The organism is Pseudoxanthomonas sacheonensis (assembly GCF_010093305.1).
Taxonomy (GTDB): domain Bacteria; phylum Pseudomonadota; class Gammaproteobacteria; order Xanthomonadales; family Xanthomonadaceae; genus Pseudoxanthomonas_A; species Pseudoxanthomonas_A sacheonensis.
The window spans coordinates 54896-68539 of the sequence record NZ_PDWS01000022.1 but is presented as its reverse complement, the minus strand read 5'-3'; the positions used below and the strand labels follow the sequence as shown (position 1 = coordinate 68539).

The window sequence follows — 13644 nt, the reverse complement described above, 5'->3', positions numbered from 1 at the left end:
AATTCTGCGTCGTTGTATTCCAGACGGTGCTGTCGCCGGTGGGATAGACGATGCTGGCCATGCGCCCCATGGCGTCATAGCCGTAGCTGGTGGTGAACCCGTTCTCATCGGTGGCCGCGGTGATCCAACCATTGCCGTTGACAACCGCCGACTCAGTGGTGCTGTCGGCATACTGGATATTGCGCGGCACGCCGCGGTACCAGTCGGTTAGGGTGGTGATATTGTTGTTGCCATCCTTGACGGTGGCCACCGTTCCGTCCGCGTTGTAAGTCAGGGCGTTAAGCAATTTTCCTTGCAGCGTAGTAGTTCCAGGACCGTATTGACGCAAGGGCGTTGCGGTCGAAGGATCATAGTCCGTCTGCGATGCCACCACATTCGTGTTGGTATTGGTGACTTTCCGAACCTGCCCCAGAACCCACTTGCCTAGGTTGTCGTAATACTCGGTAACGTCGGTGCGGCCGAAATTGGTTGTCATCCCTCCAGACCACTTATCGACCGCCAGCGGACGGGCGAAGACATCGAACGTATTTGCCCGATAGTTGAAGTTAGCACCGTCCTGAATGACGGTCTTGAGCTTCAAAGGCCGATTGGCGTCTTTGATGCTCGGCGAGGTGCCGGTCCAGTCGGCCACCAGGGGAGTACCCACACGGTCAGGGAACCCCATAGACGGCAGCTCGGCGGTTTGTACGTACGTCAGATCCGTATGCGAGGCGACCGTTTGCCCGCTCCGTACTTCTAGGGACAACAATTGGTCTTCATTGGCGGTTGCGTCGGTGCCATACACGCTGACTTCAATCGTGTTATCGGGATTGGTTACCGTTGCGGTCCTTTTGCCTTGAATGGGATACCCATAAGGCGCCACGTTGTAACTGTCGGCATGACTGTAAGCCCATTGCATGGGCGATATTCCGGGCCCAGACAGTACCTTTTCCTTGATCGCGAGCACATCGAAGCGAATGTTGGTGTAGGGTTTGTGCCTCCACCAGTTGTCGACTGCCTGGGGGCCATCGGCTTCTTGGGGGCTTCCCTCATCCAGGAACGGACAGGAACTGACACCATCAATGTTGGTTCGGTAGTGACGTTTGAATCCCAACGTGAATTGCCCCACCGCACCAGAGGGATGGGTCATGGACAACACCCCTTCCTCGCTGGTGAGCTTGCGCATCATCTGGCATTCGAAAGGAAAGTCGGTGAAGTTGGCGTCGGTGAATGGTACGTACCTATTTATGCCTCGCATGGCGGCCGAAGAGAAAGCCCATGCGCTGTTGTCCGGCTGAGTCACGCTGCTCAGGTACCCATTCGAGTATCCGTAACTCACCGACTGCGTGCCATTGGTGGCCGATTCGACCGCACCGGCGGCGTTATAAGCGAGGGTAATCTGGCGGCCGTCATTGGCAACGACTGAGGTCAGCTTGGCGCCGGCCCAGTTGTAGTCCACGTAGTTGCCGAAGCGATCCTCGATGCGCGAGACATACAGGCGTACTTGGCTTCTGGTCATGGTTTCTAGATGATGTGTTGGCGGCGCGCCGCCCGGCGGCGAACTGCCAATGACCATTTGGCTCAGAGGCCTTTCCCGATAGCTCACCATCCAGTCAAAATAATATTTGACGCCATCTGGACTCAGCCCCACGAACCCTTCGCCCGCCTGCCCGCTTTTAAGCGTCGGCAGACAGTTGAAACGCCAATTGGATTGCGTCGTGAGCAAGGTCTGCGGCGTGGCGGTCGGTTGTGGCAGTGGTGTGCCCGCGATGCGAGTCGACACCGATTGCTCGCCCTGGCCCGGCACGTACAAGGAAATCCCGGCCCAGAAACTGAAACTGTAGAAGTAAGCGCCGTTCAGGCTTACAAGTTTCGGCGCGTATTGGGCATTGCTGGTAGGCGAAGTGCAACGGGCGTTGGGAGTGGCCGTATCGACCGTCCAGCCCTCGGTATTGGAATACGTACCGGAAAGATAGGGAACGTCCAATTCCCATTCGCCAAACGCGAAATCCTTCCACAGATCAATGTCGTTCGCGTGCGTGGGCGACTTGTTGCCATCGACGACCAGGCGTCGGGTCAAGGCTACCGGCAAAGCGCTATTGCCTGGAAGTGACAAGTCCGTCTGGCTGAAACTGATCCCTCCCGTGGAAAGGTTGATGCTCTCGCCGAACATACCGTCGTTCAGTGGACCGAACGTTTCCTGTTGATGCATATACGGGTTCAGCGATTTTTCGCCGTATTCGACCGCAGTCTGTGCCGACAACTCAGAAGAAAGGATGGCGCACGCCAAAGCGGCCACCGACACGCCACGAATCGAGAATCCCACGTCAAATTCCTTTGCAGCCTGTCCGGCCGAGTCACCCTTTCCCACTCCCCGCAAACCCCACTTCCTGCGGAGTACCCTTGCCCTGTATAGCCATGACCTGAGTCAAATTCAAGTCGACCAGGCAAAGGATAGTCCACTCACGTTTCTGAGTAGTCAAAGAGCATGAAAACCACCCACTTCCATGCAACCTGACTCCCGCACAAAAAAAGCGGGCCGTAGCCCGCTTTTTCGAATCCGGCAATGACGCGACGGCTTACTCAGCCGCAACACCCTCGCCTTCTTCCACAGCCTTCATCGACAGGCGGATGCGGCCCTGCTTGTCGACTTCCAGCACCTTGACCTTGACCAGATCGCCTTCCTTCAACACGTCGCTGACCTTCTCGACGCGGTCGCTGGAGATCTGCGACACGTGCACCAGACCGTCCTTGCCAGGAGCGATGGTGACGAACGCACCGAAGTCCATCAGCTTGGCGACCTTGCCTTCGTAGATGCGGCCCGGCTCGACGTCGGAAGTGATCTGCTCGATGCGTGCCTTGGCGGCCTGGCCGGCAGCGCCGTTGACCGATGCGATGGTGATGGTGCCGTCGTCCTGGATGTCGATCTGCGTGCCGGTTTCCTTGGTGATGGCCTGGATCACCGAACCGCCCTTGCCGATCACTTCGCGGATCTTGTCGGGGTGGATCTTGATGGTGATCAGGCGCGGCGCGAACTCGCTCAGCTCCTGACGCGGCGCGGTCATCGCGTTGGCCATTTCGCCGAGGATGTGCAGACGGCCGGCTTTCGCCTGCGACAACGCCTGCTTCATGATCTCTTCGGTGATGCCTTCGATCTTGATGTCCATCTGCAGCGCAGACACGCCGTTCTGGGTACCGGCCACCTTGAAGTCCATGTCGCCCAGGTGATCTTCGTCACCCAGGATGTCGGAGAGCACGACGAAGTCGTTGCCTTCCTTGACCAGACCCATGGCGATACCGGCAACCGGGGCGGAGATCGGCACGCCGGCATCCATCAGCGCCAGCGAGCTGCCGCAGACCGAAGCCATCGACGAGGAACCATTGGATTCAGTGATTTCCGAGACCACGCGGATGGTGTACGGGAAGGCTTCCATGGTCGGCATGACGGCGAGTACGCCGCGCTTGGCCAGACGGCCGTGGCCGATTTCGCGGCGCTTCGGGCCCATCATGCGGCCGGCTTCGCCCACCGAGTACGGGGGGAAGTTGTAGTGGAACAGGAAGTGGTCCTTGTACTCGCCGGAGACCGCGTCAATGACCTGGCCATCGCGGGCGGTGCCCAGGGTGACTGCCACGATCGCCTGCGTTTCACCGCGGGTGAACAGCGAGGAGCCGTGCACGCGCGGCAGCACGCTGACCTTGGAGCTGATCGGGCGCACGGTGTCCAGCGCGCGGCCGTCGATGCGGACCTTGGAAGCCAGCACCGAACCACGCATGGTCTGGTATTCCAGCTCGCCGAATTCCTTCGACAGTTCGCCGGCGCTCCAGCCGTCGGCTTCGGCTCGGCCGGCCAGAACCTGCATAACGTCCTTCTTGATCGCGGCGATGGCGTCGCGGCGCTGCAGCTTGTCGCGTACCTGGAAAGCGGATTCCAGCTGGGTGCCCACGGCTTCCTTCAGCGCGGAGATCAGCGCGTCCTTCTTGGCCGGGGCCGACCATTCCCAGTTCTTGGTGCCGGCTTCGACGACCAGCTCGTTGATGATGTTGATGACCTTCTGCATTTCGCGATGGCCGAACATCACTGCGCCCAGCATCACGTCTTCGGACAACTCGGCGGCTTCGGATTCGACCATCAGCACGGCGTTGGAAGTACCGGCGACGACCAGCTCAAGCTTGGAATCCTTCAGCTCGCTGACGGTCGGGTTCAACACGTACTCGCCGTTGATGTAACCGACCTTGGCGGCGCCGATCGGGCCGTTGAACGGCGCGCCGGTCAGGGCCACGGCGGCGGAGGCGCCGATCAGGGCCGGGATGTCGCCGTCGATTTCCGGATTCAGCGACATCACCGTGGCGATGACCTGCACTTCATTGCGGAATTCTTCCGGGAACAGCGGGCGCAGCGGACGGTCGATCAGGCGCGAGATCAGGGTTTCCTTCTCCGTGGCGCGGCCTTCGCGCTTGAAGAAGCCGCCCGGGATGCGGCCACCGGCGTAGAAACGCTCCTGGTAGTCGACGGTCAGCGGGAAGAAGTCCTGGCCTTCGCGCGCGTTCTTGGCGGCGACTGCGGAAACCAGCAGCACGGTGTCGTCGAACTTGACGATGACGGCGCCGCCGGCCTGGCGGGCGATCTCGCCGGTTTCCAGGGTGACCTGGTGCTTGCCGTACTGGAAGGTCTTGGTGATTTTTGCCACGTTTGGTTCCTTGGTGATGCTTTATCGGTTGAACCGGCTACGGCCCTTGCCGCAGACGGGTGGCCGGGTTCGTCCGGCCGGGGATTGCGATGTCGGGAAAACTTTTCTTGCGGTTTTCTTGTGTGCAAACAAAACCGCGGCGCATCACTGCGCCGCGGTCGGTATTCGGTTTAGCGACGCAGGCCGAGTTTCTCGATCAGGGTCTTGTAGCGCTCGCCGTCCTTTTTCTTCAGATAGTCGAGCAGGCTGCGGCGGCGGTTCACCAGCTGGAGCAGGCCGCGGCGGCTGTGGTGGTCTTTCTTGTGGGTCTTGAAGTGGCCGCTGAGCTGTTCGATGCGGGCGGTGATCAGGGCGACCTGGACTTCCGGCGAACCGGTGTCGGCGGGACCGCGCTTGTTGTCTTCAATGACTTTCTGGGTGTCGATGGGCATGTGCTTTTCTCTTGAGATGCGTGGCCTGCAGGAACGCGCTGATTCCCGGGACAGGGAAGCGGTGCGCACCGCGGGGCTCGCCGTTTGCTAAAGGATGCTGCGATGGATTGCCGCGAAGGTGATCGATGGACGATCGGGGATGCCGAAAAGGCCGCGGCATTGTAGTCGCCGAAGCCTTGCAAAACAAGGTTTTACTGCGCCGGCGCCGGACTTTGGCCCGGCTCGGGCCAGTTGAACAGGCGCTGCGGGGCCAGCACCCTGCCCTCGTCCAGCTGGGCCAGACCCAGCACCCGCCCGGCCCCGTCGTAGACCGCGCAAGGCCCTACCGGGCCCGGAATGCCCGGCAGACGCTGGCCCTGGCTGAAGCGGCGGGCCGCCTCGTCGGTCAGGTCGATACGGCGGAAGCCGATCAGGCCGGCGTCCAGCGGTAGCAGGCAGGCATCCAGGCTGCGTTCGTCGCGCTGGGCCAGGGCCTGCAGGGCCTCCAGCGTCCACATGCGCGGTTCGCGGAACGGCTCCACCCACAGGCGGCGCAGTTCCAGCACGTGCGCGCCGCAGCCCAGCAGTTCGCCCAGATCGCGGACCAGGCTGCGCACGTAGGTACCGGAACCGCATTCCACCTGCAGGCGCAGCAGCGGCTCGCCGCCGTCCAGCAGGTCGGCGGCCGACTGCAGTTCGAAACGGTGGACCTCGATCTCGCGCGGTTCCACTTCCACGACCTCGCCGCGCCGGGCCTTGGCGTACAACGGCTCGCCGCCGCGCTTGAGCGCCGAATAGATGGGGGGGCGCTGCTGGATGCGGCCGGTCAGCTGGCGCAACGCTGCGTCGATCTGGGGCAGCGTGTATTTTCCGACCGGGCGCTCGCGCAGCGGCTGGCCTTCGGCGTCGTCGGTGTCGGTGGTGACGCCCAGGCGTGCGACGGTGTCGTAGGCCTTGCGGGCGCCCAGCAGATTGCCGGCGATCTTGGTGGCTTCGCCGAAGCATAGCGGCAGCAGGCCGGTGGCCAGCGGATCCAGGCTGCCGGTATGCCCGCCCTTCTGCGCGCGGAACAGGAACCGCGCCCGCTGCAAAGCCTGGTTGGAACTGAGCCCTTGCGGCTTGTCCAGCAACAGGATGCCGTCGAGGCGTCGGAATTTGACCTTGGGCAGCGACATTAGGGTGCAGCGTAGTCCTTGTAGGAGCGGGCCCTGCCCGCGACGCTCTTCATATGCTGCATGAAAAAACGACGTAGGGCGGGCATTGCCCGCCGCGAGGTTCATGGCGATTCGCGGCGGGCAATGCCCGCCCTACGATTCGTCTTCGTCGGCCGGCGGCGGGGGCAGATCCCGCAACAGGTTCTCAATGCGCTCGCCGCGGTCCACCGAATCGTCGTAATGGAAATGCAGCTCGGGCACGTGGCGTAGTTTCATCGCCTTGCCCAGCTGGTAGCGGATCTGCGGAGATAATTCCTTCAGGTCCTTCACCGCTTCGGCGGACTTTTCCTGCATCAGCGCGGTGACGAACACCTTGGCGTGGGCCAGATCGCGAGTGACCTCGACGTCGGACACGCTGACCGACGGCAGGCCGTGCTCGCGCACGAACTCGTGCACCAGCTTGCCCAGCTCGCGGCGGAGCTGGGCGGAGACGCGGTCGCTGCGGTGGAATGTCTTCATGGGAATGGAGAACGGGGAATGGAGAATGGGAAAAGCAAAGCACCGGCTTCTGCCATTCCCGATTCCCGATTCCCGATTCCCGGCCTCACAGCGTGCGCTGCACTTCGATGCGTTCGAAGCACTCGATCTGGTCGCCCGGCTGCACGTCGTTGTACGCCTTCACGCCGATGCCGCATTCGGTGCCGTTGCGCACTTCGTCCACGTTTTCCTTGAAGCGGCGCAGCGATTCCAGCTCGCCTTCGAACACCACCGTGCTGTCGCGCAGCACGCGGATCGGCTTGCTGCGCTTGACCGTGCCTTCCACGACCATACAGCCGGCGACCGCGCCGAACTTGGAGCTGCGGAACACATCGCGTACTTCGGCGATACCGATGATCTCTTCGCGGATCTCCACGCCCAGCAAACCGGAAGCCACCTGCTTCACCTGGTCGATGACGTCGTAGATGATCGAGAAGTAACGCAGGTCGATGCCGTTGGATTCGACGATCCGGCGCGCGGCCGCATCGGCGCGCACGTTGAAGCCGATCATGGTGGCCTTGGAGGTCAATGCGGAGTTCGCATCGGACTCGGTGATGCCGCCCACGCCGGAATGGATGATGTTGATGCGGATCATGTCGTTGGACAAGGCGACCAACGACTGCTTCAACGCTTCCACCGAACCCTGCACGTCGGCCTTGATCACCAGGTTCAGGACCAGCTGGCCTTCGCCCTTGCCCAGCTGCGACATGATGTCTTCCATGCGGCTGCCGGCGGACTGCACCAGGCGCGATTCGCGGCGCTTGGCGTCGCGCTGCTGGGCCACGTCCTTGGCCAGGCGCTCGTCGGCGACGACCACGAAATCGTCGCCCGCGTCCGGCACGCCGGACAAGCCGAGCACCTGCACCGGGATCGACGGGCCGGCTTCGGCCGGCTGGCCGCCGGTTTCGTCGAACAACGCGCGCACGCGTCCGTACTGGGTGCCGCAGACCAGGTAATCGCCCTTCTTCAGCAGGCCCTGCTGCACCAGCACGGTCGCCACCGGGCCGCGACCCTTGTCCAGCGAGGATTCGATCACCACGCCGCTGGCGCGGCCGGTGTAGGAAGCCTTCAGCTCCAGCACTTCGGCCTGCAGCAGGATGGAATCGAGCAGGTTGTCCACGCCCGCGCCGGTCTTGGCCGAAACCTCGACGAACTGGGTGTCGCCACCGAACTCTTCGGCGACCACGTCGTGGGTCAGGAACTCGTTCTTCACCCGGCCCGGATCGGCGTCGCTCTTGTCCATCTTGTTGATGGCCACGATCAACGGCACGTTGGAGCCCTTGGCCAGCTTCACCGCCTCGATGGTCTGCGGCATGACGCCGTCGTCGGCGGCCACCACCAGCACCACGATGTCGGTGAGCTTGGCGCCGCGGGCGCGCATCTGGGTGAAGGCGGCATGGCCGGGCGTATCCAGGAAACTGATCACGCCCTTGTCGGTTTCGACGTGGTAGGCGCCGATGTGCTGGGTGATGCCGCCGGCTTCGCTGTTGGCGACCTTGGTGCGGCGGATGTAATCCAGCAGCGAGGTCTTGCCGTGGTCGACGTGGCCCATGATGGTGACCACCGGCGGACGCGGCGATTGTTCGCCCTGGTCGGCTTCGCTGTGGGCGATCAGGTGGTCCTCGACGTCGCCGCTGTCGGCGCGCACCACGTTGTGGCCGAGTTCTTCGGTCACCAGCGCGGCGGTGTCGTGGTCGATGGTCTGGGTGATGGTGGCCATGACGCCCATCTTGAACAGCGCCTTGACCACGTCGCCGCCCTTCAGCGCGAGCTTCTGCGCCAGGTCGGCCACCGTGATCGTTTCGCCGATGGCTACGTCGCGCACCACCGGTGCGGTGGGACGTTCGAAGCCATGGGTGCCGGTGCCGCCGCGCGATTGTTCCTGGCGGCGCGGCTTGGGCTTGCCGCGGGTGGTCGTGCGGCGCGCGCGATCGGCCGCGGAAAGGTGCAGCTGGCCGGCGAAACGCTGGGTGCTGTCGTCGTCTTCCACGCCGGCGACCATCGCGTGCGAACCGCGGGTCTTGTGCTTGCTGGCGGTGGTGGCGCTGCGGTCGTCCGCGCGCGGCGGATCCTTGCGCACCGGCGGCTTGGGAACGTGGTGGCCGCTGGGCTTGGCGGCGCGCGGAGCGGCTTCGTCCTCGTCGGCCGGCGTGGCGCCGGTAGCTGCGGCGATGGCCTCGGCTTCGGCCTGCAGGCGTTCGGCCTCGGCTTTCAGGCGTACGGCCTCTTCTTCCTGGCGCAGGCGCTCGCGCTCGTCGGCGCGCTTCTTGTCGGTTTCCGCCAGGCGCCGCTGTTCTTCCAGGTTGCGCTGCTTGGATTCCTCCAGCTTGCGCAAGGCATCGGCGCGCTCGTCGCTGGGCGGCGCTTCGACCTCGTCGCTCTTGATGTAGGTGCGCTTCTGGCGGACCTCCACGTTGACCGTGGTCTTGGTGCGGCCGGCGGCAACCGTCACTTCCTGCACCTTGCGGCGATTGAGCGTGATCTTCTTCGGCGCAGCGTCGTCCTCGGCGGGCTTGTCGGCCTTGCCATGGGTGCGGCGCAGGAAACCGAGCAGTTTCATCTTCTCGGTGCTGGTCACGGGCTGGTCGGGGCCGCTGAAGCTCATGCCGGCCTCGGCCAGCTGCTCAAGCAGTTTCTCGACCGGCGTGTTGACCAGTTCGGCGAGCTTGCGGATGGTGGTTTGCTGCGTCATTCGGATCCTGTGACCTTCGTAGGCGTCCCTGCGCCTATTGCGAAGGGAACGCGGATTCTAGCCCTGTATTCTGCAGGGCGGAGTTCATTGCCGGCTCATAGGCCGGGTTCCAGACGTGCCAGCGTGGCGATCATTCGCCACGCTCCAGACGAGCGATCTCCTCGGCGCGGGCGGCCAGGATCAGCGCCTTGGCGCGATCCTCGTCCAGCCCTTCGATGCCGAATTCGACGATCTCGTCGGTGCCCAGGTCGGAAAGATCCTCGCTGGTGCGCACGCCGTGACCGGCCAATGCATAGGCGGTTTCGTCGTCCATGCCTTCCAGGGCCAGCAGGTCTTCGGCCGGCTGGTTCTCGTCGACTTCCTCTTCCTCGGCCAGGGCTTCGTTGAGCAGCGCATCGCGGGCGCGGGCGCGCAGTTCTTCCACGATATCCTCGTCGAAGCCCTCCACTGCCAGCAGCTCGCCGACCGGCACGTAGGCGATTTCCTCGACCGTATTGAAGCCTTCGGCCACCAGGATGGCCGCGATTTCCTCGTCCACCTCAAGCTTGTCCACGAACAGCTGGCGGGCGACCGCCTGCTCGGCTTCGGACTTGGCCGAGACCTGGTCCTGGGTCATCACGTTCAGCTGCCACCCGGTCAGGCGGCTGGCCAGGCGCACGTTCTGGCCGCCCTTGCCGATGGCCTGGGCCAGGCGGTCTTCGGCCACGGCCAGGTCCATGGAGTGCTTCTCTTCATCGACGATGATCGACTGCACTTCCGCCGGGGCCATGGCGTTGATGACGAAATTGGCGGCGCTGTCGTTCCACAGCACGATGTCCACGCGCTCGCCGTTCAGCTCGTTGGACACCGCCTGCACGCGCGAACCGCGCATGCCGATGCAGGCGCCGATGGGATCGGTGCGGGTGTCGTGCGCCAGCACCGCGATCTTGGCGCGGTCGCCGGGGTCGCGCGCGCAGGCCTTGATCTCGACCAGGCCCTGGCCCACTTCCGGCACTTCCAGCTTGAACAGCTCGATCATGAACTCCGGGGCGGCGCGGCTGATGAACAGCTGCGGGCCGCGCGGCTCGGTGCGCACGTCGAACAGATAGCCGCGGACGCGGTCGCCGGCGCGCAGGGTGTCGCGCGGGATGCCTTTGTCCTTGGGAATGAAGGCCTCGGCATTGCCGCCCAGGTCCACGTAGATGTTGCCGCGCTCGGCGCGCTTGACGATGCCGGTGACCAGCTCGCCCACTCGGTCCTTCCAGGCATCGACCACCTGCGCGCGTTCGGCTTCGCGCACGCGCTGCACGATGACCTGCTTGGCGGCCTGGGCGGCGATACGGCCGAAGTCGGGGTTCTCGATCTGTTCTTCCACGTAGTCGCCCACTTCGGCGCCATCGCTTTCGTCCAGCGCGTCCATCAGGCGGATCTGGAAGTCGGGCGATTCCATGACCACGTCGTCGGCCACCACTTCCCAGCGGCGGAAAGTCTCGTACTCGCCGGTCTTGTGGTCGATGGTCACGCGGGTCAGCACTTCCTGGTCCGGATAGCGCTTCTTCGCCGCCGAGGCCAGCGCTGCCTCGATGGCATCGAAGATCACTTCGCGCGGCACGCCTTTCTCGTTGGCCACCGCATCCACTACCAGCAATAATTCCTTACTCATCGTTTACTCCGCGCGCGGCCGCTTGGCCGCCGGTTGGTTGGTTTTCGCCTGGCCCGGTTGCTTTGGGGCCGGTTTTTTGGAAGCCGGTTTCCCGGCCGGTTTTTTCTTGGCCGCCTTCTTGGCCGGCGCTGCTTTCTGGGGGGCGGCCTTCTTGGCCGGGCCCGCCTTCTTGGGCTGCGGCGCGAAACCCAGCGCCACCCAGTCGGGCATGATCCTGGCCTTGTCCACGTTCTCGAAAGCCACCGTCATCTCGGCGTTGTCGACCAGGAACACGATATTGCCGCCTTCCACGCGGACGATCTGGCCCTGCAAGCGGCGACGCCCTTCCTGCGGCAGCCTCAGCACGACTTTGGCCGACTCGCCCTGGTGGCGGGCGAACTGGGCCAGGGCGAACAGCGGACGCTCGATGCCGGGCGAAGACACTTCCAGCGTGTAGTTGCCGGTGATCGGGTCCTCGACATCGAGCTGGGCGGAAACCTCGCGGCTCACCGCCTCGCAGTCTTCGATATTGACGATGCGCGTGTCGCGCTCGGCCTCGGTCACGTCGATATACAGGCGCAGCGTGGCGCTGCCCGGCGCAGGCAGATATTCGGCGCCCAGCAGCTCCAGGCCCAGGGCCTGCACCGTGGGGGACAGCAGGTTCGCGATTTGTTTTGCCTTGTCGCTCACGTGGTGATGATTCGCCGGCAGTGGAAGAAGATCGTGATTGAAGGGAATCGTGAATGAAATCGTGAATAAGGAAAGTGACGGCCCGGAAACAACAAAGGGCCCTGATGGGCCCCTTGTCCGATACTGCTGGATTCCGGTGTTCAGGCGGGAACATTCGCCTTCACGAGCCCAGGCCTTGGTCGCTAAAAAAGCCTCTGCAAGAGGCTTTCCATGAAACCGAAAAGCTTGGTAGCGGGGGCAGGATTTGAACCTGCGACCTTCGGGTTATGAGCCCGACGAGCTGCCAGACTGCTCCACCCCGCATCAGAAGCGGAATTATGGTGACTCGGTGCTTTTATTGCAAGCCCGCATTCTCTCCTTCCCCTTCAAGGGGAAGGCCGGGATGGGGATGGTTTTCCCTGCAGTCAGGCAAAAAGCGACTTCAGGCGAAGGCTTGCTGGCACCACGCCATGATGGGATTCCAGAAGATTCCCAACACCAGCAACGCCAGCGCATTGACACCGAACACCACCGGAACCACGCGATCGCCGCGCGGCGGCGGCAGCTGGCCCACAGGCTCGTCGAAGTACATCACCTTGATCACGCGCAGGTAGTAGAAACCGCCGATCACCGCGCAGACCACGCCCAGCACGGCCAACCACACCAGTCCGGCATCCAGCGCCGCGCCTAGCACCACCAGCTTGGCCCAGAAACCCAGGAAAGGCGGCACGCCGGCCAGCGAGGCCATGACGCACAACACCAGCCCCGCCTGCCACGGATTGCGCGCGTTCAGGCCCTTGAAATCGTCGATCTTGTCGGCTTCGAAACCCTGTCGCGACAGCACCACGATGGCGCCGAACGCCGCCGCCGACATCACCGCATAGCTGATGCCGTAGAACAGCGAAGCCGCGTAGCCGCGCGCTTCGCCGCCGGCCAGGCCCAGCAACAGGAAACCGACATGCGAGACCGTCGAGTAAGCCAGCATGCGCTTGAGGTTGGTCTGAGCGATGGCGATCACGTTGCCGATCACCAGCGAGGCGGCGGCCAGCCCGGCAAGCATCAGGTGCCATTGCTCGGACATCGGACCCACGCCGTTTTCCAGCAGGCGGTAGGCCATGCCGAAGGCGGCCAGCTTGGGGCCGGCGCTGATGAACAAGGTGATCGGCGTCGGCGCGCCCTGGTACACGTCGGGCAGCCACATGTGGAAAGGAGCGGCGCCCAGCTTGAACGCCAGGCCCGCGACCAGGAACACCACGCCGGTCAGCAGCAGGGCTTTGTCGCCGACCTGGGTGGACGCGGCATGGATGCCGGCCAGGTCCAGGGTTCCAGTGGCGCCGTAGACCAGCGACATGCCGTACAGCAGCAGTCCCGACGCCAGCGAACCGAGCACGATGTACTTCATGCCCGCCTCGGTGGAAAGGCCGTTGTCGCGGTCCAGCGCGACCAGCGCGTAGGAACACAGCGCCAGCAGTTCCAGACCCAGGTAGACCAGCACCATATTGCCCGCCGACACCAGCATCATCATGCCGGCCGTGGCGAACAGGACCAGCACCGGTACTTCGCCCGGGTAGAGCTTGCGTTCGCGCAGGTAGGGCCACGCGTACAGCAGCGACAGCCCGCTCACCAGCAGGATCACCACCTTGCTGACGTCGGCCATCACATCGCGTACGAACATGCCGCCGAACACGGTGCCCTGCCCGCCTATCCCGCAGGCGATCATGGCCAGCACGCCGGCCAGCAAAGCCAGCGTCAGCGCATGGGTGACCACGCGACGCTGGTTGTCCAGGAACAGATCCAGCATCAGCAGCGCGAAAGCGCCTCCGATCAGCACCAGTTCGGGCAGCAGCGGCATCAGGTCGGCGGTGGCGGATAACGTCGGGGTGGTCATCATTCT

The 13644-nt window shown here is 63.7% G+C and carries 9 protein-coding genes and 1 tRNA gene; all 10 read right to left on the bottom strand.

Annotated elements, in window-relative coordinates; translation table 11 throughout:
* A partial coding sequence (locus CSC73_RS16625; protein WP_163842658.1) for an RHS repeat protein occupies positions 1–2305 on the bottom strand: 2305 nt, incomplete at its 3' end.
* A gap of 253 nt (positions 2306–2558) precedes the next feature.
* Positions 2559–4667: a polyribonucleotide nucleotidyltransferase gene (pnp, locus tag CSC73_RS16620; RefSeq protein WP_163842656.1), complete on the bottom strand. Its 2109-nt coding sequence runs from the start codon at positions 4665–4667 to the stop codon at positions 2559–2561.
* A gap of 170 nt (positions 4668–4837) precedes the next feature.
* The gene (gene rpsO, locus CSC73_RS16615) at positions 4838–5098 is read right to left on the bottom strand and encodes a 30S ribosomal protein S15 (RefSeq protein ID WP_093280407.1); all 261 of its coding nucleotides are present in this window, start codon (positions 5096–5098) and stop codon (positions 4838–4840) included.
* Positions 5099–5289: 191 nt separating this feature from the next.
* The gene (truB, locus tag CSC73_RS16610; RefSeq protein WP_163842653.1) at positions 5290–6252 is read right to left on the bottom strand and encodes a tRNA pseudouridine(55) synthase TruB; all 963 of its coding nucleotides are present in this window, start codon (positions 6250–6252) and stop codon (positions 5290–5292) included.
* 132 nt (positions 6253–6384) lie between these two features.
* Positions 6385–6750 (bottom strand): 30S ribosome-binding factor RbfA, encoded by a 366-nt coding sequence (rbfA, locus tag CSC73_RS16605; RefSeq protein WP_425502341.1) that lies wholly within the window; start codon positions 6748–6750, stop codon positions 6385–6387.
* Between the two features lie 85 nt (positions 6751–6835).
* Positions 6836–9460: a translation initiation factor IF-2 gene (gene infB / locus CSC73_RS16600; RefSeq protein WP_163842651.1), complete on the bottom strand. Its 2625-nt coding sequence runs from the start codon at positions 9458–9460 to the stop codon at positions 6836–6838.
* A gap of 130 nt (positions 9461–9590) precedes the next feature.
* Positions 9591–11102: a transcription termination factor NusA gene (nusA, locus tag CSC73_RS16595; protein WP_093280411.1), complete on the bottom strand. Its 1512-nt coding sequence runs from the start codon at positions 11100–11102 to the stop codon at positions 9591–9593.
* Between the two features lie 3 nt (positions 11103–11105).
* On the bottom strand, positions 11106–11771 hold the full coding sequence (gene rimP / locus CSC73_RS16590) for a ribosome maturation factor RimP (RefSeq protein WP_163842648.1): 666 nt from the start codon (positions 11769–11771) through the stop codon (positions 11106–11108).
* 226 nt (positions 11772–11997) lie between these two features.
* Positions 11998–12074 (bottom strand) — tRNA-Met (locus CSC73_RS16585).
* A 118-nt stretch (positions 12075–12192) separates the two neighbouring features.
* A complete protein-coding gene (gene nuoN / locus CSC73_RS16580) occupies positions 12193–13638 on the bottom strand; it encodes an NADH-quinone oxidoreductase subunit NuoN (RefSeq protein WP_163842647.1) in 1446 nt (481 codons plus the stop codon).
* Between the last annotated feature and the right edge of the window lie 6 nt (positions 13639–13644).